This window comes from Desnuesiella massiliensis, assembly GCF_001403615.1.
In the GTDB taxonomy this organism is placed as follows: Bacteria; Bacillota; Clostridia; order Clostridiales; family Clostridiaceae; genus Desnuesiella; species Desnuesiella massiliensis.
Genome location: NZ_LN879455.1, coordinates 763,653 through 790,515 on the forward strand (window position 1 = coordinate 763,653; position 26,863 = coordinate 790,515).

Consider the following 26,863-nt stretch of genomic DNA (forward strand, 5'->3'; position numbering starts at 1 on the left):
AAATATGAGTTATGGATATTTAAATGATTTAAATTTAAAGCTTTTAATTACCTTATCAAGAGCTATGACGGAAATAAATAAAGCTCAAGCCTCTGTTATCACACAGAATGGACTAACTCTTGGACAGTTTGCAGTGTTAGAGGTTTTATATCATAAAGGAGAGTTATGTATAAATGATATAATAAAGAAGATATTGTCCACTAGTGGAAATGTAACTGTGGTAATTGAGAATTTGGTAAAGGAAGGATATATAACAAAACAAAAGGATCCAATGGATAAGAGGGTTTCTCTTATTAATATTACAATGAAAGGAAGGGAATTAATAGAAAAAATTTTTCCAATGCATTTAAAGAATTTGGAAGAAATGTTCCATGTACTAACAGATGAGGATAAGATTAAAATGATTGAATTATCTAAGAAACTAGGTAAGAGCATAGGAGAAAAAAGATAACTGCCTTTATAAGGCAGTATTTATAAATTTAATATCACTAATTAGAGATAAAGGAGAGATAGTAATGTTAAAAAGAATAGATTCTAATAAAATGGGAAAATCAAATCTGGGGTGGCTAAAAAGTACTTTTCATTTTTCTTTTGCAGAATACTTTAATCCAGATAATATGCATTTTGGAGTATTGAGAGTAATAAATGATGACTTAATTTTGCAAGGAGAAGGATTTCCTACTCATCCTCATAACAACATGGAGATAATATCCTATGTTGTGAATGGAGAGTTATCTCATAAAGATAGCATGGGATACTCAAATAAAATAACAAGAGGAAACATACAGTACATGAGTGCAGGTACAGGAGTATATCATAGTGAATATAACTCAGGTGAGGATATATTGAGACTTCTTCAGATATGGATATTGCCAGATAAGAAGAATTATGAGCCCACCTATGGTGACTTTAATTTTGAAGAAGCGGCAAGGAAAAACCAATGGCTCCACATGGTTTCAAGTAAAGAAGGTAGTGCAGCTATTAAAATCAATAGTGATGTCAATATTTATGTAACTGAATTGGAAGAAGGTAAAAACCTTGAGTTTAATATAGGTAAGGGAAGGCAGGCTTATCTAGTAAACATTGAAGGAGAAAGTGAAATAAATGGTATAGCCTTAAACGCCAAAGATGCTATGGAAGCAATAGAAGAGGATTTAATGATAAAAGCTAAGAGTAATTGTCATATACTTTTATTGGAGATGAAGAGAGGATAAAGCGGCTTCTGCTTAAAAATATAGTTAAATAAAATGCCCTTCAGAACAGAGGTGAGTAAGAATCCTTACACTTCACTGACTGAAGGGTATTTTTCATATTATTACCTTGCTAATAAATAAAGTAAGAATATCCATTAAGTTAATATATGCTCTTTCATTATCATTTTTATTTATCATTATGATAGGTCTTAAAGGAAAGTTTTTATTTTGCATTATAACAATTCCCTTCAAACCATTATTTAACTCTATGGTGAGACCATTAGGATAGCAGTGTATAGAATGATTAAATTTCTTGAAGATTTCAAAATCAAATCGCTTAGTTGCTTCAGTAGTTATATGTTCCATTATTTCATGAGGCAGTAAACCTTTATGGCTGTTAGATTGCATTATGTATTCATTGCATATACTGACGATCTTTGAGAACTCATAAATCTTATCTTCATAAATTTTTTCAGGAAAGCCTGAACCATCTTTATTTTCATGATGCTGCAAGATAGGAACACACATGGTAGGAGTAAAAAACACATTGGATTTAGCTAACTTATAACCTACTGATGTATGATCTTCTCCAGAGGCGAATAACTTACCTATATCATGTAAGAGAGCACCTACCCCAAGGCTAAAAAGCTTTTTTTGATCATAGCCGCTATTGGCGCCCACTATTATAGATAATATTGCAACATCTATACTGTGGTTAACTAGTGTTATTTCATCATCTGTATGTCCTATATTGTTATAAAGAAAAGCATTTTCAGAGAGATTTACATTGCTAATTATATTTTCAACCACTCGGCTAATAACAGATTCATTAATCCATTTTTTTGTTTTTATAGAACTGAACTCTGCTTTTAAGGTTTTTAGCAAACTTAATCTAATACCAGAGTCTATAACATCTTGAAGTGTTATTTCATCAAAACCATCATGGATGTATATAGTATTAATCCCAAGACGTTTTATATAATTTACAACTTTATCTGTTATATTCATACCACTATTTATAGCCAATATTCCATCACCGTTGTATATAGGAACAGCAAGTTGGCTTCCAATCACATTATCACTTACAATTGTTAGTTTCATGTAGCATCCCCTCTGTGAATTTTAATAAAAAGTTTAAAAGAATTATATATTTAGACTATACTTTTAAATATAACATATTTTAAGACAAATTATTATATTTTTTTACCTTAAGTTGCAAAAAAGTATTGCGAAGTGCAAAAAAATCGTCTTGAAATTATTTTGATAAAGTAATTATAATTAAAGAATAAATTAAATAACTATGATTTAGTAACTATATTTTTATTCAAAATATAAGTTTGAATCGGATGCCTTATAGTGGTATAATCTTATTTAAAGGAAATGATAAATATTTAACAATCCTTGCTGAGGGGGTAGCCAATGAACCAAACAATAGGTATTATAAAAAGTAGAAGAAGCATAAGGTCTTTTTATGATAGACAGATAAAACAAGAAGAATTAAATTCTATAATCGAAGCAGGTATGTATGCGCCGAGTTTACAAAATCAACAACCTTGGCATTTTACTGTTATTCAAAACAAACAAATGATAGATATGCTAAATGAAGAACTTATGGACTTGGCTAAAAGTGGATGTAGCGAAAGTTTAAAAGGATACTTAAAAAATGGTGAAAATTTTCATGTCTTTTATAATGCCCCTACCATTATAATAGTATCTGGAGATGAGAAGATAGCAGTATCTCAAATAGATTGTGCAGCGGCTACGGAAAATATGTTAATCGCAGCAGAATCCTTAGGTATTGGTTCTTGTTGGATTGGATTTATAGCCTTACTTTTTAATTCTGATAAAATAGAAAAATATAAAGAACTATTATGTATACCTAAGGGTTTTAAACCTTATCATGCCATTGCATTAGGATATAGGAATGAAAGTATAGTTGAAGTGCCAGTAAGAAAAGAAAATATTATTAGCTATATAAAGTAATATAAAATATATATTTTGTAATGCACAATTGAGAAGCGCTTATTCTTAACTGTGCATTACATATTTACCCTAATATTTAATTTTAAAGTTTTTTTCTTCATCTACTAGAGGGAGCTTATGTATAGAAAAATCTTCTACGCTAGAAAAGCCATTGCCTTTTCTAATTTTATTAATAAAGGCATTAAGTACTTCTTCTTGACCTTGAACCTCCATATCTACAGAGTCGTCATCAAGATTTCTTACCCAACCAGTTAAATTAAGCAAGCTTGCGGTGTATTGAACAAAATATCTAAAGCCTACACCTTGGACCCTTCCGAAAACTCTCATATAATATCTTAACATCATTATAACCTCCCAGAGTTATTTTTAATGTACACATTATACATTAAATAATTTTTATTATCTTTATATTATAATATATTGACAGTATAAAACTAAGTGATATAATGATATAAAAACAATATATTTGTAATGCAATGATGAGAAGAGTAGGTTGTGGAATTTTACAGAGAGAGAGTACAATAGCTGAAAGTATTCTTAAAGGAAAGCAGCTGAACACCACCTCAGAGTGGCTTTAATAAAGCCCGGTAATTCCGTTATAATTTTTATTAAGAGGTTTACTATTTTTTAGTAGATAAATTTGGGTGGAACCGCGGGAGAATTATACTCTCGTCCCTTTTCAATGAAAAGAGACGAGAGTTTTTTATTTTTTATATGAAATTATTAGGATACAAGAAAGGAGATTTAAAGATGTTTAAGATTACTTTAAAAGATGGATCAATAAAAGAGTATAATGAACCAAAGGCTATAATAGATATAGCTAAAGATATAAGTGAAGGGTTAGCAAGAGTGGCTACTGCAGGATTAATAAATGGTGAGGTAGAGGATTTAAGATTTGTAGTAAAAGAAGACTGCAACTTAAGCATATTAACTTTTGAGGATGAAGAGGGAAAGAAAGCTTTTAGACATACAGCGGCTCACATGTTAGCTCAAGCTGTTAAAAGAGTATTCCCTAATACAAAATTAGCCATAGGACCAGCTATAGAGGATGGATTTTACTATGATTTCGATGTAGAAAAGCCTTTTTCACAGGAGGATTTAGATCATATTGAAGAAGAGATGAGAAAGATAGCTAAAGAGGACTTGGCTATTGAAAGATTTGAATTGCCAAGGGAAGAAGCTCTAGCCTTGATGAAGGAGAAAGAAGAGCTATACAAGGTAGAACTAATTGAGGATTTACCAGAAGGAGAAACAGTATCCTTCTATAAGCAAGGAGACTTTGTAGACCTATGTGCAGGACCACATTTAATATCTACTAAGGTAGTAAAAGCAGTTAAGCTTATGTCAGCTACAGGAGCTTATTGGAGAGGCAGCGAAAAGAATAAGATGCTAACTCGTGTTTACGGAACTGCCTTTACAAAGAAATCTGATTTAGATGCTCATTTAGAGAGATTAGAAGAAGCGAAGAAAAGAGATCATAATAAGTTAGGAAGAGAATTAGGTCTATTTACAACTAATGAAGCAGTAGGTCAAGGACTTCCATTAATAATGCCAAAGGGAGCTAAGGTTTTACAAATACTTCAAAGATTTGTGGAAGATGAGGAAGAGAGAAGGGGCTATGTATTAACAAAGACTCCATCCATGGCTAAGAGTGATTTATATAAAATCTCTGGTCACTGGGATCACTATAGAGATGGAATGTTTATACTAGGAGACCCAGAGAAGGATGAGGAAGTAATGGCTTTAAGGCCAATGACTTGCCCTTTCCAATATATGATATATAATTCAGATCAACACAGCTATAGAGATCTTCCAATAAGATATGGCGAAACTTCTTCATTATTTAGAAATGAATCTTCAGGGGAAATGCATGGATTAATCCGTGTAAGACAATTTACTCTTTCCGATGGTCATATTGTTTGCACTCCTGAACAATTAGAAGATGAGTTTAGAGAAGCCGTAGACCTAATAAAATATTTAATGACTGTGTTAGGTATAGAAGAAGACGTAACTTATAGATTCTCAAAATGGGATCCAAACAACAAGGAAAAATATATTGACAATGCTAAGGCTTGGGAAGATACTCAAGATAAGATGAGAAAAATGCTGGATCATTTAAATATAGAATATAAAGAAGCAGATGGAGAAGCTGCCTTCTATGGACCTAAGTTAGATATTCAATTTAAAAATGTTCATGGAAAAGAAGATACTATAATCACAGTTCAAATAGACTTTGCCCTAGCTGAAAGATTTGGTATGGTTTATGTAGATAAGGATGGACAAAAGAAATATCCATATATAGTCCATAGATCTTCTATAGGCTGCTATGAAAGAACTTTAGCAATGCTTATTGAAAAATACGCAGGAGCTCTTCCAACTTGGTTAGCGCCAGTTCAAGTTAAGGTTCTACCTATTTCAGAAAAATATCATGACTACACCGAAGAGGTAGTAAGAAAGTTTAGACTTAATGGTATAAGAGTAGAGGCTGATTACAGAGCTGAAAAGATAGGCTACAAAATCCGTGAAGCTAGAATGGAAAGAATACCTTATATCCTAGTAGTAGGAGAAAAAGAGGCTGAAAATAAAGAAGTGGCTGTAAGAAGCAGAAAGAATGGTGAAGAGGGAGCTATGGCTTTAGAGGTCTTCATTGAAAGAATTAAAAAAGAAGTAGAAGCAAAAGAAAGATAGAACTAAAAGGGAGCAAATGAAGCTCCCTTAATTTTTTTGAAGTTTTATTTACAAATATTTTAATTTTACAAATTTATTTTGTGGTAAAATAGATTTAATAGTATAAATACAATATTTATTTTAAATATAAGGTTAGAGAGTTAGTATTTAATAATAATTGGAGGTATAATAATGGATGAAAGAATTGTGGACTTTAATGAGCTAAAAAACAAAGCAAGAGAAAAAGATGTGGATAAGCTTGAACAATATATGTATAGTCTTTATTATTCTCTAGCTCAAGGACAAATAACTATGGCGGATTTTACAACAAAAATAAAAGAGTATATGGATGAGAATAATATTTCTCAAGAGAAATTTTTAAACATACAGAAGGAAATAATGAAGAGATATGGCTTTAATATGGAGGATATAGAAAACCAAATGAAGGCCATGGGTATAGATATGCCTGCATTAAATTCTAATCTTAATTATGAAGAAATTAGAAAATCTTTAAGCTTTCAAGAGAAGTATAAAGATAGAATAGGCTCTAAGATGGTTACTGCCTATTCTATAAAAAATACAGCCAATGATGTAGAAATAATACTACATGAAGAAAATGTAATTTTAAAAAGCAAAGGAAAAATAAATCTTCAAGATAATGAGTTAAATGAGTTTTTATGCTCCTATAAAAAGGTGATTAAAGATAAACAATTAAAGATATCTATTTGTGAAAACGAAAAAATATATGAGTACTAATTAAGGTATCTTGAGAAAATAACTAGTCGGCCTATTGGCAGCTTTGACTATTTATTTTTACGGTGCCTAAAAAGATTCCAATTTGTTTTGGAATCTTTTTTTAAATGATTATATGAGGTATAAGTAAATGAGTTTTATAAAGGAAGGAAATATAAAATCTAATTGCCATGATCTGATTTATAAAAAAGGACTTGAATGTTATAAAGGAGGATATGTATTAGATTTAAAAAAGAGCAAATATAAAAATGCGGACGATGAAGATGGGGAATTTGTAGAAGCTTTAGTTGATTCCTCCAGTTATAATGAGTATTTAGTTAGATTGTTTTTAAAAAATTATGAACTGCTAGAAAGCAGTTGTACTTGTCCTGATTATCAAGACAATAAAAAGAATATATGTAAGCATATAATAGCAGTCTATTTAAAATACATTAATGAAACAGAAATTTATAATCCTAGCGACATAGACAATTTAATAGAAGTATATAAAAGTCAAAATAGTATTAGTCCTAGCGAAAAGAAAAAAGTGAACTTAGAGTTAAAGCTTTTTTATGATCCTCATGAGTATATAGAAAATTATGTGGAATTAAGAATTGGAGAAGATAAAACCTATACAGTAAAGAGTATGAAGGAGTTTATTGATAGCTATGTGTATAAGAAAAGTCTTCAATTTGGAAAAAATTTTATATTAGATTTTAATCTTTATGAATTCACGGAAGAGGATAGAAATATAGCAGATTTTTTTGTAGAGCTTTTAGAAATAAGTGAAACATTATTACCAAGCTATGCATATGCCTCTGGAGCTAATAGGTTAGTAGCTGGAAAAAGGTTATATATAGTAAGTAAGCAGTTAGAAAGATTTATAAAATTAATAGCTAATAAAAGAATTGACATATCCTTACCCATAGGTGAATATTCAAAGATAGCTATAAAGGAAGAGGAGCTCTATGTGGATTTTGTATTGCAAAAGGAAGCAGATAATATTAAGCTAGCCTTCAATGAAAATAAAGTACCCTATGCAATAAATGGTGAAGGAAATTTCTTTTTTTATGAAGGCAATATATATAAGATGAATCCCAAAAATAAAGAGTTTTATGTGCCTCTCATAGAGATTATGCAGAGTAATAAAAAATCCTATATAACCATAGAAGAAAAGGATAAGATAAATTTTGCATCTTATATACTTCCTAAGCTAAAATACATAGGCAATATAGCGGTAGAAGAGTCTCTAGGGGAAGATTTTTATGAAGAAGAATTAAATATAAGATTTTACTTAGATAAAGTAGGAGAAGGTCTAGGAGTAGATATTATATTCAATTATGGAGATTTAGACATAAATCCATTTAAAAAGGAAGCTCTGGACAGTGAGAAGGGCATATTAATAAGAAATATTGACTTAGAGAACCAAGGTATAAGCTTACTTAAAGCACAGGGCTTTGAAGAGAGTGGATATTCCTTAGTCCTAAGGGATGAAGAAAAAATAATTGATTTTATATATGAAGGAATTGAAAAGCTACAAGGCTTTGGAGAGGTGCTTTATTCAGAGAACTTTAAAAATATGAAGATATATAGTTCATCTTCTTATAAATCTAAGGTAAGACTAAATGATCAGGATATGCTAGAATTTTCTTTTTCTATTGAAGGAGTAGAAAAAGAGGAATTAAAGAATATATTCAAGGCTCTAAGAGAGAAGAAAAAATACTATAAATTAAAGAATATTGGTTTTGTGCTATTAGAGGAAGAAAGTCTTAAAAGTGTAAATAACCTGTTAGAGTATTTAGATATAAAAGAAGAAGAGTTAGAAAAAGACAAAATAGTGTTACCAAAATATAATTCTATATATGTGGATAGGATATTGAGTAATAGAAGTGCTTTTATAATAAATAAGGATAAAGCTTTTAAGTCCTTGGTGTCAGGGGTTAAGGAAATGGAAGAGGCGGATTATAATATACCTTATAATTTGGAGGGAATACTTAGAAATTATCAAGTTATTGGGTATAAATGGTTTAAGACTCTAGCTTATTATGGCTTTGGAGGAATATTAGCAGATGAAATGGGACTTGGTAAAACCCTTCAAACCATAGCTTTTCTAAGCTCAGAGGTAGGAGGTAAGCCTTCCTTGGTAGTATGTCCTACTTCTTTGGTGTATAATTGGAAAGAAGAATTTGATAAATTCTCTCCCGAGATGAAGGTACTAGTTCTTTCAGGAAGTAAGGATGAGAGAGAAGAACTTATAAAATCTATAGAGCAAGTAGATGTGGTTATAACCTCCTATCCTTTATTAAGGAGAGATATAGAAACTTATGAAAGCCTAGAATTTAAATATTGTATTTTGGATGAAGCTCAGCAGATAAAAAATGCCAGCTCACAAAATGCTCAATGTGTTAAAAGCATAAAAGCAAAAAACAAGTTTGCCCTAACGGGGACCCCTATAGAAAATTCTCTTTCAGAGTTATGGTCCATCTTCGATTTTATAATGCCTGGGTACTTACTAAGCCATAACAAGTTTTCCTCGAAATATGAAATACCTATATTAAAGCACAAGGAGTCTGTAGCCATGGAGGAGCTAAATAAAAAGGTTAAGCCATTTATATTAAGAAGGTTAAAGAAGGATGTAATAAAAGAGCTTCCAGAAAAAATAGAACATAAAATAGTAGTGGATATGACTGAAGAACAAAAGAAGCTCTATATGGCGTATGTTAACTCTCTTAAAGATGAAATAGACTTAGAAATAGAGCAGAAAGGTTTAAATAAAAGTAAGTTTAAAATATTAAGTGCTTTAACTAGATTGAGGCAAATATGCTGTGATCCTTCTACCTTTATAACAGATTATAATGGAGAAAGTGGCAAATTAAATTCCCTATATGAAGTATTAGAAAATTGCATAGAAGAAAATCATAAGATACTTCTTTTTTCTCAATTTACCAGTGTACTACAAAATATAGCTAGGGAACTAATGGGAAGAAACATTCAATATATGTATCTAGATGGAGCTGTAAAGGCAGAAGAAAGATTGGCCCTGGTTAAAAAGTTTAATGAAGATCATACTAAAGTGTTTTTAATATCCTTAAAAGCTGGAGGGGCTGGGTTAAATCTTACAGGGGCGGATGTGGTTATACATTTTGACCCTTGGTGGAATCCAGCAGTGGAAGATCAAGCTACGGATAGAGCACATAGAATAGGGCAAAACAAAACCGTAGAGGTGATAAAGCTTATAGCTAAAGGAACTATTGAAGAAAAAATATTTAAGCTTCAGCAGAAGAAAAAAGAGATAATAAATCAGGTCATGGGAGAAGAGGCATTAGCAGAAAGCTTTATATCCAGTATGAATATAGAAGAAGTAAAAGAACTTTTTGAAATATAGTTATTTGAGATAAACTTTAATATAAAAAAACACCCTATTATTCATGAGGTTATGAATAATAGGGTGTTTTTAAAGAGTATTGAGTATTGACTAGTTACTTTTTAACATATCTAGTATCTTCTACACCTTGTTACTCTACAAAGATTTTGTCTTCTCCATGTCCATCTACAGTTCATAGGACAGCCTACCGAAACTCTCCTTCTTCTAAATGCCGTACCTCTGAAGCATATTTCTCTTCTGCGTGTATCTACGCAAATCTGTCCTTCTACTCCTACTCTGATATTTGGTGAACCAGGTAAAATTGCTTCTCCTCTTGCTGGGGTGCAGCCATTTTCAAGTCTTACAGGCATTCTTACAACTACTACACCAGAAACCCTTATAACTACAGTGCATCTTCTTTGGTTAGGATTGCACCTTTCTAGTGTGATAGTTATTGGGCAGCCGCCGCTAACAGGAGGATTTTGTCTGTAAAAATATCTAGTATCCTCAGGATAGCCATAATCCATAGGATATTCATAATCCATAGGATTCATATAATACATATAAGGAAAATAAGGTTCATCCCCTCTAAAAGGCTCATAAAGCTCCTCATCATCTTCAAATATTTCTTCACTATCCGCATACTTGTCTTCATATTCTTCCTTAGCATTTAAGCTATTAGGTTCAAATTCCAATTGATATTCCTCCGCATATATTTATACACAATTATAGTATATACAATTTCTAAAATCTTGTTACTTTTATGTGATTATAAAAGATTTACTATTATGGTTATTACAATGGAATTAGCAAAATCGATTAAAAATGCTCCCACAATAGGAAGAATAAAGAAAGCTTTAGGAGCTAACCCAAATTTTTCTGTGATTGCCTCCATATTAGCTATGCCATTGGGGGTGGCCCCCATGCCAAAGCCGCAATGTCCTGAAGCTATAACTGCTGCATCATAATCCTTCCCCATAAGCTTAAAGGTTATAAAATAAGCAAAAAGAATCATCAATATAGTTTGAGCCAGTAATATTATCAACATGGGACCAGCTATATCTTTTAATTGCCATAGTTGTAGGTTGATTAGAGCCATGGATAAAAATATATTCAGTCCTATGTTACCTAAAATATCTACGCATTTAATATTTATATGCCACTTCCCAGTATTCTCTCCTAGATTTAAAATTATAGCTGCAATTATCATAGCGTTTATATAAGAGGGAAGAGTTAGAACTAATTTTTTAAACAATATTTCTAACATAGACCCCAAAGCTATAGAGATTACTATTATAGAAAAGGTTCTAAATAATTCGCTATAATTTATAATATTTTCATCTTCCTTAGAATGTATAATAAATTCTCCAGATTTTGAAATTAATTTATATTTATTAATAAGAGTCCTACCTATAGGGCCGCCAATTAAACTACCTGATACTAATCCAAAAGTAGCTGCTGCCATGGCAGCAGTGGTAGCACCGTGAAATCCTAAGCTTTTTTCAAATAAAGCTCCCCAGGTGGCACCAGTGCCATGACCGCCAGTCATGGTTATAGAACCTGCAATAAGACCTAAAAGAGGACTTACATTAAGAAGTTTTGACATAATAATACCTAAGGCATTCTGCAAAATCACTAATAGTAAAGCTGCTATAAAAAATGTTACAACTTGAAGTCCTCCCTTTCTTATTAATTTTAAACTAGCTCCCAAGCCTATGGATGTAAAAAACACTAGCATAAAAGGATTTTGAAGAGTGGTATCTAAGGTTAGTATTAGAATATTATTTTGCCTAAGAAATAAATTTAAGATTGCAAAAATTAATCCTCCAACTACAGGAGCAGGTATACAGAATTGTTCTAATAATGCTACTTTTCCTTTAACCCATAGACCTAAATAGTAAACTATAATTGCTAATGCTACGGTTTGAATCATATCCAATTTCACATTCATAGGGTATCCACCTTTCAGTTTTCAAAATATAAGCAAGATTATATGATAAAACTTGCAAAAAATCAAAGGGATATAAAAGGAAGAAAAGAAAAACATATTATAGACAGGTGTTTTTGAGGATAAGAAAATAAAAAAGAGATTTAAAATGCAATATTCGTTTTATAACTTTCATATTCTTTAAAAGTTAAGAATAAAATCTCTATTCTCTTTCTCGGTGATAGTTCACAAAAACTTACAATGAATATTGATAAACTTTTTCACAATAAATAAATCTATGTCATATTATAAAACATAGCAATATATGGAGTGAGTACTGGTGTTATATGCACTCATCTTAGCAGGAGGGAAAGGAACAAGACTATACCCGCTATCTAGATCAAATAATCCAAAGCAATTCCTTAAAGTAGTTAATAATAAAAGTTTTTTGAGAAATACTGTGGATAGAGTAAAACCTATTATCAGTAAAGAGAACATCTATATCGTTACCAATGAAGAGTACTTGGATAAAATACAACAAGAGTTACCTGAAATCAATAAAGAAAATATATTTGCAGAGCCTGCTAATAAGGAAACTGCCACCTGTATAGGTCTTTCAGCAGTTAAACTTTTAAAAAAAGATAAGGATGCTGTTATGATAGTTTTACCTTCAGATCATTTTATTGAAGGAGAAAAAGAATTTTTAGATACCTTAGAGCAAGCTGTAGAAATAGCAGAAAAAAGAAGAGGTCTTGTAACCATAGGTGTTAATCCTATTTGGCCAGAAACTGGCTATGGATATATTGAAATGGGACAAAGAATCAACATGGGTATTGCAACCTTTAGAGTAGATAGATTTACTGAAAAACCTAATGTTGAAGTAGCAAAGGATTTTTTGCTTAAGGGCACCTATTTATGGAACAGCGGCATGTTCGTATGGAGAGCTGACGTATTCTTAAGGGAGATGGAAAAGTATTTACCCAAGATGTATAAAAGCTTGATGCAGATATATCAGAGTCTTGGGGATGAAAATGAGTCTGAGGTTATAAGAGAGCAATATAATATTATAGATGGTATTTCTGTGGATTTTGGCATTATGCAAAAAACAAGAAAGGCTTATGTAATAAAGTCTGAATTTCTTTGGGATGATATAGGCAGTTTTTCAGCCTTAAAAAGATTCTTAAAAAATTTCCGAGGAAATAGTGTGTCTGATAATGTATTCTTAGAGCAAAGTGAAAATTGCTCTGTATTTAGTAAAGATTCCTTAATAATAGGATTTGGAATAAAGGATTTGATAATAGTGGATGCAGGAGATGTTTTATTGATAATGGACAAAACCAAAGACCAAGAAGTAAAACATCTATTTAATGAATTAAAGGAAGATTCAAAGCTATTAAAGTTTTTATAATGAGCTTTAAGAAAACACCTATAGGTAAAGTCAATTGCCTATAGGTGCTTTATATATTGGTGTGTTTATTCATTTCTAATTAAGTAAGGTTAACTTGACATGTTGTAAATATATTGTTATATTTGTGATGTAAGGTTAACATTACAGAGGTGGATACTAGTGAAAAATAAGATAAAAGAATTTCGTGAATCTCTTGGATTAACACAAGAACAATTAGGAAAACTGGTGGGTGTTTCAAGACAAGCAATTAATGCTATTGAAACAGAAAAGTTTGAACCATCCATATGGTTAGCTTATGATATTTGCAAAATATTTCAGCGTTCTATAGAAGAGGTTTTTCTCTTTGAAGAGAGTGAAAGAAAATCCAGGGCACAGCAGAGTAGAGGAGGGATTTAGATGGCTTTAAGGCAAATTAGAATTTATGGTGATGAAATACTAAGAAAAAAGAGCAGAACAGTTGAAAAAGTAGATGATAAAATAAGGCAAATACTAAATGATATGGCAGATACCATGTACAATACAGAAAATGGTGGAGGATTAGCAGCTCCACAAATAGGTATATTAAAACGATTAGTTGTAATAGACATGGGACAAGGACTTATAAAATTAGTTAATCCAAAGATAATTAAAGAAGAGGGAAGTCAGGAAGTTATAGAAGGGTGTTTGAGTATTCCTAATACATGGGGAAAATTAATGAGACCTGAAAAGGTAACAGTTCAAGCATTAGATGAAAATGGAGAAGAAATTATGCTAATAGGTACAGGAGATTTAGCGAAGTGCTTCTGTCATGAAATAGATCATTTAGAAGGTATACTTTTTACCGATTTAGTTACCGAATATATAAAGTAACATTATTTAGTATTCTTATAATATCATTGCATTACCAATTAATAGGAAATAATTTATATTGTCAAAGTTTTAATAATTAGCCATAAGAAAACACCTAGAGGAAATTTGATTGCCTATAGGTGTTTTTAAATTGAAATTAGTAATTTTACGTGTACCTTTATTATACAGTTATGTTATAATTTTTGTGTAATGTTTTGTAAACATTGAATATTTGAATAATATCAAAATATAGTTAATATGTCTTTGTAATTAAATGTGAACTAAAGATTACTTTATATAATGTGGAGGTAAATGATAAATATGAACAAGCATTATTCCTTCAGGAAAAATGAAATCGAAAGTATAATTAATCGCTTTGGTAAAGAATTTTATGAAAAGGTTTTAAGAGATATTGAAGTATATGCTGATAAATGGGCTTTAACCTCTTTTCAATTCATTCCTTCATATTCTTCAAACTTAATTTTTAAATGCTATTCAGAAAACTTTGGAAGCGTAGTGCTCAAAATAGGCAATCCTTCGTTTAAAGAGATATTTACAGAATTTAATACTTTGTGTGAATATAAAGGTAGAGGATTTTGTAGAGTTTTTGATGCTGATATTGAAAAGGGCGTCATGCTTGAAGAATGTGTTCAGCCGGGAAGTCCTTTAAGGGATGAGAGTTCTCTTGATAAGAGACTGTCCGTATTTTGTTCCCTATATAAAGGCTTGCATATAGCGCCCATTAAAGCAGATATATATCCAACTTATACAGGGTGGGTCTGTAGGATAACAGAATATATGAGGAAGAGACAAGATTGTGAAGAGTTATATTTGTATATGAGAAAAGCAAAAGATATATGTTTATCGGTTTCTACTTTGTATTCACAAAAAATGCTGCTCCATGGCGACTTTCACCATGATAATATTTTACTTGGTAATGATGGAGAGTATATAATTATAGATCCTAAAGGTGTAATAGGTGACCCGATATTTGATGTTGCACGTTTTATATTAAATGAATTTGATGAAGAAATAACTAAGGAATCATATAAGAAAATAAACTATATAATATGCTTCTTAGAAAAAAGACTTAATATTCCAAGTTACATATTAAAGCAATGCCTTTATGTGGAAACTGCGATGAGTGTATGCTGGAGTGTAGAAGACGGCTCACCCCCTGAGGAATATCCGATACTTATAAAAAATGTTGCTTTCGCAGAAACAATATAGAATCATAAATTAATTTTTTTATTTATAGTAGCAAATTAATCCTGTTATGCATATTATGGTACGGTAATTAAATATAGTGGGGTTTGAGATGATATCAAACAGTGAATTTGTAAGACAATCCTTAGAGTTAAACTTATTTTTTATGAGAATAGCAAAAGAGCACTCTATATTTTTAGAGGCAGGCTTTACTGAAAGAGATCAACTCTTCATTGAGCAAGCAGAAATGCTAAAGAATATGTTTAGCCAGCTGTTAGTAGAAACCATTAGGATATCTGAGGGTATAATCAGTCCAGAAGTTACAAATTCAGGAGAACTTGTAACTGATTTAACCTTAGATTCAGAAAGAAAAACTGAATTCTATACTAGTATTTGCATTGATTCTAATATAACTAGAATGGAAGCAGGATTATCTACGGCTAGCCCAAGACCAATTACTATGCGTACTGTAAGAATGGTTGAAGATCTAAATAATAGAGCCATTATGGCTGCACAGCAAATTGCAAGTTTTAAGAGTAATTTACTTCAGAATGTATTGTCCTGCAGAATGTTTACAACAAACTATCCATTACTTATCGATCATATTTTAAGAGAAGCTAAATTCTATTTAAGAATGCTTAGAAAGCTGCAGAAAAAAGAGGAGTTCGACATAGCTAGAGAAGTTGTTTATCAAGAGACCTTCTGGAACAAGATTATGGCTGAACACTCAAAATTTATCAGAGGACTGTTAGATCCCACTGAAGAGAAGCTCTTTGATACTGCAAATGATTTTGGGAAAAAGTTCGATGAGCTTACGGAAGAAGCCAAAAACTTATCTAAAAATTTGGGACTATTACCATCAGTAACAGATAAGAGCCTTATAAATACTGTTGGAATTAGAGATTTTAAAAAGCAAGGCACGGAAGGTCTTATACAGTGTACAATTAGATCTATCGCTTTCCCCCTTCTTGGAGATCATGTAGTTAGGGAAGCAAATCATTATATAAGAATATTAAAGGGTTTTAAAAAAATAAATATATAGTAGTTAATGAATGGCTGTTTTTAATATAATGTAAGAACAGCCATAATTATTTAGACTTATGAAGACTACTGTATTTTTAATAATTTAGTCAACACTAGTTTTATCTTTTATAAAATGGTAATGGTCTGCAGTTATATAAGTTACGCCTGAGATATAATGAATATGGCCTCCCGGTGCCTCGTAGTCAGGACTTGTCTGAAGTGAATAATAGTGACTATGTCCATATGCATAATCAGTATATCCAACTATATAGTGAATATGAGGGATTCCAGAGGGAGCGGCAGAAGTCTCACCATCATATTCATGACTGTGACCATGGTTAAATGAGGTTTTTCCTGAATAGTTATGAGTATGGTACATTTTATTCTCCTTGTAATATTGCTTCTATTTAATATAATATGTTAGACTTTAGCATTTTTGTGAATGTAAATAGTTCTGAGAAGCAAGAAACGTGATACTTATATATTATCTAAAAGTTATTTTATATATCCCGTTATTATACAATTATGTTATAATTTCTATATGATTCACTAATTATATTCTAAAGCACGAGCATTAGTGAGAACTTAATAATTATATATTTTTAAAATTGAGAGGGCGAGGTATATTATGGATAAACAAATGATTGGAAGGTGCGGTACTTACTGTGGAGCATGTGAGTGGAAAGAAAAAACAAATTGTCTAGGCTGTCAAGCCTGTCAAGGGAAACCATTTTGGGGAGAATGCTCTATTGCGAAATGCTCTATTGATAAGGAATATAATCACTGCGGACATTGTTCAAACTTGCCCTGTGGAAAATTACAAGAGGCTTTTAATAATGGAGAACATGGTGATAACGGAGAAAGATTAATTAATTTGAAGAATTGGGCAAGTGATAAAGAAACTTATCTAAGGCTAAGAACACTAAAATCAGATAAGGAATAATACAATTTAATTTATTATAATTGAATTATTCTTAAATTTACCTTTTCTATTAAAAAGCCCTATTCTTTGAGTTTTATTATACTTCTGTTTTTGTTGCATTTTATTGCGCTCATAGCTATGAAATCCACGGAGGGGACTATTAGTTGCCTTATAGGGTTCTTATACATTGTGCCAATGATGGTTGGTGGAGGCTTTGAAGAAATCGGGTGGCGAGGGATTTTACAGCCAGAATTAGAAAAAAATTAGATTTTCTCACTGCAAATATTGTAACTGCTGTGATTTAGGCATTTTGGCACCTTCCTCTATGGTTTATTCAAGGTACTTATCAATCCACAGCTCACTTTGGGTATTTTGCTATTTCTGTATTGGGGGCATCTTTTTCTTTAGCCATAATTAAAAGAATTACAAACAGTGTGTTTATTTGTATTTTGTTTCATAGCTGCATCAATGCCTTTACTTCTATTCTTATTCTGAGACAAGATATCAGTACAGTAATTACGGCACTGATAGAAATATTGATTTCTTTAATAATTTTCTGATTTCTTAAGAAAAGCCCAATAAATATTCAAGGAGAGGTGCGAATGTAATGAATGAACAAAGTATAGCAAATAAAGAAGCCTGGTCTTATAGAGCCTATGAATTTTGGACAAGTAATCTAGGAGTGTCTAATAAAGTTGCTAAAGATATGATAAAACATCCTGAGACATATTTACGCAGACATATGGAGTTTCTCGGGGATGTAAAGGAAAAGAAAATAGCTAACCTACTCGGTTCCTGTGGGAAGAAGGCAGTTCCATTAGCCATACTTGGTGCTGATGTGACTATTGTAGATATTTCTGAAGAAAACAAGAAATATGCTCTGGAAGTTGCTAAAGAAGCAGGTGTAAATTTAACCTATATCCTATCAGATTTTTTAGAATTAAATATTGATGAAATTCATAATAGCTTTGATATTGCTTATCTAGAAGGCGGAATACTGCATTACTTTTTAGATTTAAATGAGTTTTCAAAGAAAACATATGCACTTCTAAAAGCAGGGGGCAAACTAGTTTTAAATGATTTTCATCCTATTAGGAAAATATTTAAATCTAGAGATGTTTTTGATGATAATGACTTAGAGATAACAGGGAATTATTTTGAGGATGAATTAAAGCCTGAGGGAGTAGCTTATGAAAGATTTTTCACGGATGATGAGCAGAAGGAATTCCCTAAGTGTCTTTTGAGGTATTGGACTATGGGTGAAATTATAAGCTCTTTTGCAGCAGCAGGGTTTATTGTTGAAAAGCTGGTTGAAGGTCCAAGATTTGATTCTCATAAAAATATTCCAGGAGAGTTTACCTTAGTAGCATCTAAAGGAAATAAAGTCGAAGCTTAATATGTAAATTCAAGATTGTAAGGTAAAAAATAAGTATACGCATTCTTAATATTACGGTTTAATAAGGATATTAAAAACACCTAGAGGTTACGTATGACCCTAGGTGTTTTAGCTTTATCTTAGAAAAAGTAGAAATATTACAAGAAAAGAAAAAATATTATAAGAATTTTATTATATATTTTTTAAGAAAAGTGCCATTAATCAAATAAGCAAAATTAATACAATAATAGGTACATATTTTACATTCAAAGTAAAGGTTAAAAGGTTTACAATAAATTTGAATTTATTATAGAGGGAGTGGCTTTATGAATAACAATAAGAAATGGATAGCAGCATTTTTAATTCCTGCAACCCTTATATTCATATTTGTATATGCTTTTTCAATTGGAGTACTGGTGGTAACTTCCTTTACCGATTGGAGCATAGGATCAAAAATTAATTTTGTAGGATTAAAGAACTATATAGAACTTTTCAAGAATGCAGATTTTATTAAAAGCCTTATAAATACAATTATATGGATTCTATTACAATCCACTGTTCATGTGGGCATAGGAGTGATATTTGCCATAATACTTTCAAGAAAGAAATGGTACTTTAAATTTGCAAGAACTGCGTTTATGATACCTAATATCATATCTAGTGCTGCTCTAGGATTGCTTTTCCTATGCATATTTAATCCTCAATTTGGAGCAGTGAATAACCTTATAAGAGCCTTAGGTTTTACAGATTTTTCTCAAAACTGGTTTATGGACCCTAAAACTTCATTTTTTACAGTAACTATAACTTGGTTACCTTTTGCAGCGGTGGTAGCAATACTTGTGTTAGCTGAAATGGCAGCTATTTCAGAAGATGTCTATGAAGCAGCCAAGGTAGATGGAGCCACAGAGTTTCAGATCATTAGATTAATAACCCTGCCATTATTAAGAAATATTATCGGAACTGCAACTATACTTTCTGCAACTAGTATGCTGCAAAAGCTAGATATTATAATGATGACTACCTCTGGGGGACCAGGAAATAAGACTTTGAATTTACCAATGTTTATCTACCAAACAGCTTTAAAGGAAAATAATTTTAGTCTTGCTAATACTGGAGGAGTGTATTTAATTATATTGGGACTGATATCTGTAGGACTTATAAGCAAAATCTATAAAACGGGAGAATCATATTAACAGGGTGGTGAAATTAATGAAGTATATAACTAAAACATTTATAGGTATATTTTTAATTGCTATTATAGGTTTATCTATTGGACCTTTTATATGGGTACTGCTATCTTCTTTTAAGGGAAATGCAGATATACTATCATCGACTAGGGGCTTTGCCAATGGCTTTAAGTTTTCTAATTATTCTACAGCCTTTAAAATAGCTCCCCTTGCTAAATTTTATGTTAACAGTATTATTGTAGCTATAGGAAGTACAGCCTTAAATCTTATCGCTGTTAGCATGGCAGCTTATGTTATAGCTAGGCATAACTTTAGAGGGAAGAAATTTTTTAAGATTATGTTTTCTTTAGCCTTGTTAATTCCAAGTGCAGCTCTTCTTCAACCTCTTTATATCACAGTAAACAAAGCAGGGTTATATGATAGTTTGCTAGGTCTTATCATCGTATATGCTGGTTTTGGACTTCCTACTACTTTGTTTATTATGATGAGTTATTTTCTTACTATACCAAAGGAGCTTGAAGAGTCAGCTTATTTAGATGGTGCTGGATTTTTCAAGACCTTTGCAGGCATTATTTTGCCTATAGCCAAGCCAGCCTTTGCCACTGCTGGGGTATTACAATTTTTACTATCTTGGAATGAATTCCAATTTGCTCTGACACTAACCACGGGTAATGACAAAAGAACTTTGCCCCTAGCATTGTATTACTTTAAGAGTGCCTTTGCTAGTGATTATGGTGCTATGTTTGCTGCGGTGGTTCTAGTAACTATACCGAGTATATTAGTATATGTAGCTCTTCAGGAGCAGGTTGTATCTGGTTTAGCAGCAGGTTCAGTAAAGGGGTAAACATAGGAGGATTAACTATGAATAAGGATTTTAATAATTGGATAATAACAGAAGAGAGTTTTAATATTGATAAAAGTAAATATTACGAAGGAGCCTTTTGCCAAGGAAATGGATACTTGGATGTGAGGGCAAGCTTTGAGGAAGGCCTTAAGGGAGCTTCTCAGGGAGATATCTATGAAAGAAGCTTTAAAAGCGTTACAACGGAAATACAAAGGAACCCTATATCAAAGTGGGGCACTTATGTACCTACCATAATGGGAAGTCATCCTGCGCTTAATGAGGTAATTATAAACCTACCCTACTTTATGGGTTTTTCCTTTAGTATTGGGGATGAGAACCTTGATATGGAGTTATCAAATATAGCTCACTATAAAAGAAAGCTTAATTTAAAGGATGGAACTATTATAAGAGAATTTATATGGATGCCTAAAGATGGCAGCTGTAAAATAAAATTCACCTATGAAAGATTTGCCAGCATGAAGCAAAAACATCTATTTGTTCAGCGCATAGAAGCAGAGGTGCTAGAGGGTAGTGCTAGGCTATATGTAGAAGCTGGTATAGATGGAAATGTCACCACTAATGGCTATAATCATTTTACGGAAATGACTACTAGTGCAATATCAGATATTATATCCTTAACTTGTAAAACTGATATGGGTAACAGCGTTATGGAGTTATGTACTCTTAGATGTAGTGATATAGATTTTGATATAGTTAAATATGAAAAAAACATTAGCTATAAAGGTGAGAAGCTTATCAAGGCCGGTGAAAGCTATGTTTTTGAAAAACATTCAGTGATACTTACTGATAGGGACTTAGAACCAGGAGATTTAAAAGGAAGAGGATTGAATCTAATAAAATCCTCAAATCTATCCTTTGAAGAGCTTTATGAAGAACATAGGAATATCTGGTATGAGAAATGGGATATAAGCGATGTTAAAATAGAAGGAAATCATAGAGATCAGCTTTCTATGAGATTTTCTATATATCATCTTTTAAGGAGCAATAATGAAGAAGATTCAAGAATGGCAATCTGCGCCAAGGGCTTTGCAGGAGAGGCCTATTACGGAAGATACTTTTGGGATACTGAAATATTTTTATTACCATTTTATATCTATACCAATCCTAAGGCAGCCAGAAGCTTGCTGTTGTATAGATATAACACTCTAGAGGGAGCTAAAGAGAATGCTGAAAGGTATAATTGCAAAGGAGCTAGATATCCTTGGCAATCTGCTATAAGAGGAGATGAGCAGTGTTCTTTATGGGAGTACGCTGATAATGAAGTGCATATCACAGCAGATATAGCTTATGGAATATGGCATTATTTTTCTGCCACAAAGGATTATGATTTTTTACTTAACTATGGAGCTGAAATTCTTATAGAAACAGCAAGATTTTGGTGTGATAGAGTGGATAAGAACAAGGCAGACGGCTTTGACCTGATCAATGTAATGGGACCGGATGAGTATTCTGCCATGACTCGAAACAATTCCTTTACTAACAGAATGGTAAAGCTAAACCTAGAAAAGGCTATTGAAAGCTTAGAAATTATGAAAAATAAAGATAGTGCAGCTTATGAAAAGCTTTGGAATAAGCTTTCTATATCAAAGCAGGAGTTGGAGCTTTTTTCAGAAATAGCAGAGAAATTACCTATTCCAATGAATAAGGAAAAGAATTATATATTACAAAGTGAAGACTTTGAACAATATGCTGATATAGATATTAAAGGCTTATGGAAGGATAAAACAAGACCTTTTGGATTCTTTGCGACTCAAGAAAAGTTATATCGTTCAAAATGCTTAAAGCAAGCAGATGCTTTAGCTTTAGCTATGTTGTTTAAAAAGGAATTTACTACTGAACAGATTACAAATACCTATGAACACTATGAGCCTATAACTACTCATGATTCCTCATTATCCCCGGTAAATCATGCTATAGTAGCTTCTTGGATAGGAAATAAAGAGCATTTAGATAAATTTACTTCCTATGCTTTTGACCTTGATTTCAATGAAAATTTAGGTGGAGCAGAAGAAGGAATACACATAGCAAACTGTGGATGCCTATGGCAGCTTATGATGACTGGTATAGCAGGAATAGATACGGCTATGAATGAAGCTCAGGTTAAAAGTACCAAAGCAAACTTACCTAAAGAATGGACAAAAGTAGAGCTTAAGTTAATGTGGAGAGGAAAAACCTATAAGATTGAAGTTATGAAAGATAAAACCGAGATTTATGAGCTTTAGCAGCTTGTAATATAGGGAAACACTACGTAGACTTAACTTATACATGTTACAAAATGGCATCTTTAAGCCATTATGGTGTATGTGTAAGTTATTAGTTGAAGTTGTTTCCCTATAATAGAATATAGATATAAAAAAATAATCTCCTATAGTATAATATTTGCTGTAGGAGGTTTTGCTATAAAAGTAGTAATCTTTATAACATAAGTCGAAGCAAATGTACAAGCTAAAAGAGCTTAAAATGGTAAACGTTGTAGTAGATTTAAAAGGAGGCTTGTAATTGTTTAAAGTATTAATTGTGGACGATGAACGACATATAAGAAATGGTATAATATCTCTTATGGATTGGAATGGTATGAACTGTGAGGTAATAAAAGACTGTGCCAATGGATTAGAGGCCGTGGAATATTTAAAAGGTAATGAAGTAGATATAGTAATATGCGATATAAAGATGCCTGGTATGAATGGCTTGGAGGTGGCGGAATATGTAAAGCTTAATAAGCAGAAGACAAAGGTTATTTTGCTTACGGCTTATTCTGATTTTACTAATGCTCAGCTGGCCATTAAACATAATGTATCTGAATATGTGGTTAAAACAGAGTTTATAGATGAATTACCCTTAGCTATAGAAAAAGTTAAGAAAATTATTTTAGAACAAAGACAGAAGGAAAACAATATAGAAACGCTAAAAATCATAATTAATGAAAAGCAGGAAAATCTCAGGTATAAGTTTTTAATGGATTTAGCTAAGGATACCATAATTGATAAAGAAGAAATAGGAGAAAAGCTGAAAGAGTACGATCTCAATGACAAGGTTTACTATGTAATAGCTTATGAAAGCAATGTTCTTCATAGCTTTTTTAATAGCAATAATAGTAATGAGCATAAAGATGTAAAGGTTATATATAATTTTATAAACATGGCTTTTAAAGATTATGAGTATAGCATTATAAAAATGGAGAAAAATCTAGGGATAATAATTTTATATTGTAATACAATCGATATACAAATACCTAGCATTGTTAGTCTATGTAAAGAGGTTAATAATATGATTAAGCAATTCACTAATTATAGCATTAAATTTGCTATAAGTGAAAAGCATGAAGATATCCAGAATCTTTCAAAAGCCTATAAGCAAGCCTTAAAAGCTCTTTCTAAGGTCTATTCAAATAATGGAAGGATCAATGTTTATGCAGATGAGGCAAAAGAGCATGATATAAGTAGTGGTAATAGTGTTGAAGATCTCGAAGCTATTAAAGAACTGATTAACAATGGTGATCTAGAAGAAATAACAAAAGAGTTAATCATAATATTCGATAGTTTTATGGATAGTGGTTTATCCTTAGAACAAGCTAAAACAAAGATGATAATTTTATTTTCATCTTGCTTGAGCGCCTTTGAAAACTATAATATCATTCAGCATAACTTAAAGGATCAAGAAACTATAATTTATCAAAAAATTAATGAAAGCAAATCTTTACAAAGTCTATTTGAAGTAAGCTCCTTTATAATAGAATACATTTTAGAGATAGCGAAGAATAACGAGAATAGTAAAAGCTTATTAGTACGAGAAGTAAATAAGTACATTAGGCAAAATTATAGTAAGAATATAAGCTTAAATACCATAGCAGGCTATTTACATGTTAATGGCAGCTATCTAAGCAGGCTTTACAAAAAAGAAACGGGAGATACTCTAATTGATGCATTAAACAGGTATAGGATCGAAGTGGCAAAAAAACTATTAAAACGGCCTTCAGCAAAGGTGTCCGAGGTTGGCAGTGAAGTTGGTATAGAGGACCCAGCTTATTTTACTCATGTTTTTACAAAATATTGTGGCTGTAGTCCAAAGGAGTACAAGTCAAAATAAGAATAAGGTTTATTGAAAATATAATCTTGGATGTGATTACTGTGAAGAAAGACTATAAATATAAATATATATTTAGAAGGATGATGAATATAATACCTCATTTAAAAGATATGTCTGTAAGAAATAAAATAATTATATATATCTTTGCTAGCACCATTATGTCATTAACTATCTTTGGAACTTTTATGTATGCTAGAATGTATAATAATATGTTAGAAAGTACCTACTCTAATATATCATTAATGATAAACAATACTTCTAAAAATTTGAACGATTCTTTTAATGTAATTAAGTATACAACCTTAGGGCTAACCTCTAGCAGTACTGTAAAAGAGTGGATTGCGGATCCAAAATACTTCTATGAGGACAATGAGAATGTATATGCAAAACAAACCATATTTGATGATGAGCTTAGGAGAAGCCTTTTATTTAACAATGCTTGGAATTTAAAGCTCATATCTACAGTAGCTACCTATGTAAACGATAAAGGCATAAGTTATATATTTACTAAGGAAATGCCCATTGAAAAATTTAAAATTAATTCTGATAGGGTGTTTAATGATGTTAAGGGAAGAGCTCAGGACTATGTATTTGATGTACCACCTACAATATATGATAACAATATATATCATGTGAGGCGTTTGCGTAGTCCCTATAATTACAACGAAACTATCACCTTTCTTGTGGCCACTAATGAACAGCTTATAGCAGATAAATTTGAAGAGCTCATGATGTATAACAAAGCTAATATATATATTTATGATAAAGAGGGTATAATTTTATCTAGTAACGATAAAACCATGTTAGGTAAAAAGATTAATGATAAGATAATCAAAAACGTGGATTTAACAAAAATCAATGAGATTAGTATAGAGGATAAGGACTATATTGCAGGTTATAAAGTGATTGAAAGCAACGGATTAACTCTTGTTATGACAGTGCCTAGAGAAAATATAGTTAAAAAGATCTTTGAAAGCATGAATTACTATATTCTCTTTTCCATACTTCTAATGATTGTATTAACTAGTATTGTAGTTATACTTATGATGAATTCAACAAAATTTATTAAGGACTTACTAGTGTGTATTAATAATATTAAAAATAAAAAATATGATACTAAAATGCCCATATATAACGATGTATCCTTAGACGAGCTCAGTACTGCGGTTAACTCTATGACGGATGAATTAAATTATCTTATAAAAGAAACCTATGAGAAGCAGCTTTTAATAAAAGAAATGAATATAAAATTTTTGCAATATCAAATGAATCCTCATTTTCTTTTTAATGTGCTGCTTACTATTCAAATGAAGGCAAAAATGTGTCAGGATGAAAGTATATATAAAATGGTAAATGCCCTTACCACACTACTAAGAGCTGGAATTTACACTAATTCAACGGCAAAAATACAATTAAGGCAAGAATTAGAGTATGTGGAATTTTATTTATATCTTCAGAGGGTAAGGTTTGAGGAGCGACTAGAGTATAAGATTAACATAGAAGAAGAGGAAATGCTTAATCTATATATACCAAAGCTTACTGTAGAGCCTATAGTTGAAAATGCTATTGTTCATGGTTTAGAAAATCAAATAGACAAGTTCCTTGTTACTGTTAATGTATATAAGAGTAATAATGAACTTTGTGTGGAGATAATTGATAATGGTATTGGCTTTGATGTTAACAAGGTCATAAATGAAACCCATGATGATGTTACAAAGCGCAATATAAAAAGGGATAAGATTGGGTTAAAAAATACGGATCAAAGATTAAAACTAATTTATGGCCTAAATTATGGATTAGTTATTGAGAGCCATATAAATGAGGGTACCAATATTAAAGTTATAATACCTTTAGATGAGGAAGAATAAAAATATGGATGTATGAAAGGCTGATTTATAAAAACTACCTTTCATACATTTCTTTTATTTATATTTTTGGAGATACCTAAACTAAGATATCTCTAAAAAACACAAGAAAAGAAAAAATATTAAAAGAAATATATAAAAGTAGCTTAGAATAATAATATTCTTATGTAAAAAAGCAAAATTAATACAACAACAGGTATATATTTTACATTCAAGGTGTTTATTAAAAGGT

General features: G+C 31.4%; 23 protein-coding genes and 1 other annotated feature. Of the genes, 18 read left to right on the top strand and 5 right to left on the bottom strand.

Annotation, left to right across the window (positions count from 1 at the left end; translation table 11 throughout):
- Positions 1 to 4: 4 nt before the first annotated feature.
- Together BN2665_RS10170 and BN2665_RS10175 are read left to right on the top strand one after the other, a co-directional pair.
- Positions 5 to 451, top strand: a complete 447-nt coding sequence (locus BN2665_RS10170; protein WP_055666993.1) for a MarR family winged helix-turn-helix transcriptional regulator — start codon at positions 5 to 7, stop codon at positions 449 to 451.
- A 64-nt stretch (positions 452 to 515) separates the two neighbouring features.
- Complete coding sequence (locus BN2665_RS10175; protein ID WP_055666994.1) at positions 516 to 1,214, top strand: pirin family protein; 699 nt, start codon at positions 516 to 518, stop codon at positions 1,212 to 1,214.
- 93 nt (positions 1,215 to 1,307) lie between these two features.
- Here BN2665_RS10175 and BN2665_RS10180 read toward each other — a convergent pair whose 3' ends face one another.
- Positions 1,308 to 2,294, bottom strand: a complete 987-nt coding sequence (locus tag BN2665_RS10180; protein ID WP_055666995.1) for an HD-GYP domain-containing protein — start codon at positions 2,292 to 2,294, stop codon at positions 1,308 to 1,310.
- Between the two features lie 318 nt (positions 2,295 to 2,612).
- On the opposite strand from BN2665_RS10180, the gene BN2665_RS10185 reads away from it, so the two are divergent.
- Positions 2,613 to 3,176: a nitroreductase family protein gene (locus BN2665_RS10185; RefSeq protein ID WP_055666996.1), complete on the top strand. Its 564-nt coding sequence runs from the start codon at positions 2,613 to 2,615 to the stop codon at positions 3,174 to 3,176.
- 69 nt (positions 3,177 to 3,245) lie between these two features.
- Here BN2665_RS10185 and BN2665_RS10190 read toward each other — a convergent pair whose 3' ends face one another.
- Positions 3,246 to 3,518, bottom strand: coding sequence for an acylphosphatase (locus tag BN2665_RS10190; RefSeq protein ID WP_055666997.1), 273 nt, complete (start codon positions 3,516 to 3,518; stop codon positions 3,246 to 3,248).
- A gap of 125 nt (positions 3,519 to 3,643) precedes the next feature.
- Positions 3,644 to 3,856, top strand: a binding site (T-box leader).
- Positions 3,857 to 3,926: 70 nt separating this feature from the next.
- On the opposite strand from BN2665_RS10190, the gene thrS reads away from it, so the two are divergent.
- The 3 genes from thrS to BN2665_RS10205 all read left to right on the top strand — a co-directional run bounded on the left by thrS (position 3,927) and on the right by BN2665_RS10205 (position 9,960).
- Positions 3,927 to 5,864 carry a threonine--tRNA ligase gene (gene thrS, locus BN2665_RS10195; RefSeq protein WP_055666998.1) on the top strand — a complete coding sequence of 646 codons (1,938 nt, stop codon included), beginning with the start codon at positions 3,927 to 3,929 and terminating at the stop codon, positions 5,862 to 5,864.
- A gap of 171 nt (positions 5,865 to 6,035) precedes the next feature.
- A complete protein-coding gene (locus tag BN2665_RS10200; RefSeq protein ID WP_055666999.1) occupies positions 6,036 to 6,599 on the top strand; it encodes a DUF3867 domain-containing protein in 564 nt (187 codons plus the stop codon).
- Positions 6,600 to 6,726: 127 nt separating this feature from the next.
- Positions 6,727 to 9,960 (top strand): DEAD/DEAH box helicase, encoded by a 3,234-nt coding sequence (locus BN2665_RS10205; RefSeq protein WP_074042268.1) that lies wholly within the window; start codon positions 6,727 to 6,729, stop codon positions 9,958 to 9,960.
- A gap of 110 nt (positions 9,961 to 10,070) precedes the next feature.
- Here the strand turns inward: BN2665_RS10205 and BN2665_RS10210 are convergent, their stop codons facing one another.
- Positions 10,071 to 10,634, bottom strand: a complete 564-nt coding sequence (locus tag BN2665_RS10210) for a hypothetical protein (protein ID WP_055667000.1) — start codon at positions 10,632 to 10,634, stop codon at positions 10,071 to 10,073.
- A 74-nt stretch (positions 10,635 to 10,708) separates the two neighbouring features.
- The gene (gltS, locus tag BN2665_RS10215) at positions 10,709 to 11,890 is read right to left on the bottom strand and encodes a sodium/glutamate symporter (protein ID WP_055667001.1); all 1,182 of its coding nucleotides are present in this window, start codon (positions 11,888 to 11,890) and stop codon (positions 10,709 to 10,711) included.
- 316 nt (positions 11,891 to 12,206) lie between these two features.
- Here gltS and BN2665_RS10220 point away from each other — a divergent pair, with 316 nt between their 5' ends.
- From BN2665_RS10220 to BN2665_RS10240, 5 genes are all read left to right on the top strand, one after another.
- Positions 12,207 to 13,274 carry a mannose-1-phosphate guanylyltransferase gene (locus BN2665_RS10220; RefSeq protein ID WP_055667002.1) on the top strand — a complete coding sequence of 356 codons (1,068 nt, stop codon included), beginning with the start codon at positions 12,207 to 12,209 and terminating at the stop codon, positions 13,272 to 13,274.
- Positions 13,275 to 13,433: 159 nt separating this feature from the next.
- Positions 13,434 to 13,670 carry a helix-turn-helix transcriptional regulator gene (locus BN2665_RS10225; protein WP_055667003.1) on the top strand — a complete coding sequence of 79 codons (237 nt, stop codon included), beginning with the start codon at positions 13,434 to 13,436 and terminating at the stop codon, positions 13,668 to 13,670.
- Entirely contained in the window at positions 13,671 to 14,123 is a 453-nt protein-coding gene (def, locus tag BN2665_RS10230) for a peptide deformylase (protein ID WP_055667004.1), read from the top strand.
- A gap of 300 nt (positions 14,124 to 14,423) precedes the next feature.
- Positions 14,424 to 15,332 (top strand): aminoglycoside phosphotransferase family protein, encoded by a 909-nt coding sequence (locus BN2665_RS10235; RefSeq protein ID WP_055667129.1) that lies wholly within the window; start codon positions 14,424 to 14,426, stop codon positions 15,330 to 15,332.
- Positions 15,333 to 15,420: 88 nt separating this feature from the next.
- Positions 15,421 to 16,350 carry a DUF2935 domain-containing protein gene (locus BN2665_RS10240; RefSeq protein WP_055667005.1) on the top strand — a complete coding sequence of 310 codons (930 nt, stop codon included), beginning with the start codon at positions 15,421 to 15,423 and terminating at the stop codon, positions 16,348 to 16,350.
- Between the two features lie 84 nt (positions 16,351 to 16,434).
- Here the strand turns inward: BN2665_RS10240 and BN2665_RS10245 are convergent, their stop codons facing one another.
- Positions 16,435 to 16,710: a YmaF family protein gene (locus tag BN2665_RS10245; protein WP_055667006.1), complete on the bottom strand. Its 276-nt coding sequence runs from the start codon at positions 16,708 to 16,710 to the stop codon at positions 16,435 to 16,437.
- A gap of 249 nt (positions 16,711 to 16,959) precedes the next feature.
- On the opposite strand from BN2665_RS10245, the gene BN2665_RS10250 reads away from it, so the two are divergent.
- From BN2665_RS10250 to BN2665_RS10280, 7 genes are all read left to right on the top strand, one after another.
- The gene (locus tag BN2665_RS10250; protein WP_055667007.1) at positions 16,960 to 17,274 is read left to right on the top strand and encodes a DUF3795 domain-containing protein; all 315 of its coding nucleotides are present in this window, start codon (positions 16,960 to 16,962) and stop codon (positions 17,272 to 17,274) included.
- A 586-nt stretch (positions 17,275 to 17,860) separates the two neighbouring features.
- On the top strand, positions 17,861 to 18,649 hold the full coding sequence (locus BN2665_RS10255; protein ID WP_055667008.1) for a class I SAM-dependent methyltransferase: 789 nt from the start codon (positions 17,861 to 17,863) through the stop codon (positions 18,647 to 18,649).
- A gap of 305 nt (positions 18,650 to 18,954) precedes the next feature.
- Positions 18,955 to 19,821: a carbohydrate ABC transporter permease gene (locus BN2665_RS10260; RefSeq protein ID WP_055667009.1), complete on the top strand. Its 867-nt coding sequence runs from the start codon at positions 18,955 to 18,957 to the stop codon at positions 19,819 to 19,821.
- Positions 19,822 to 19,837: 16 nt separating this feature from the next.
- A complete protein-coding gene (locus BN2665_RS10265) occupies positions 19,838 to 20,659 on the top strand; it encodes a carbohydrate ABC transporter permease (protein WP_082435871.1) in 822 nt (273 codons plus the stop codon).
- A 17-nt stretch (positions 20,660 to 20,676) separates the two neighbouring features.
- Positions 20,677 to 22,902, top strand: coding sequence for a glycoside hydrolase family 65 protein (locus tag BN2665_RS10270; protein WP_055667010.1), 2,226 nt, complete (start codon positions 20,677 to 20,679; stop codon positions 22,900 to 22,902).
- A 277-nt stretch (positions 22,903 to 23,179) separates the two neighbouring features.
- On the top strand, positions 23,180 to 24,766 hold the full coding sequence (locus BN2665_RS10275) for a response regulator transcription factor (protein ID WP_055667011.1): 1,587 nt from the start codon (positions 23,180 to 23,182) through the stop codon (positions 24,764 to 24,766).
- Between the two features lie 41 nt (positions 24,767 to 24,807).
- The gene (locus BN2665_RS10280; protein WP_055667012.1) at positions 24,808 to 26,634 is read left to right on the top strand and encodes a sensor histidine kinase; all 1,827 of its coding nucleotides are present in this window, start codon (positions 24,808 to 24,810) and stop codon (positions 26,632 to 26,634) included.
- Positions 26,635 to 26,863: the final 229 nt, after the last annotated feature.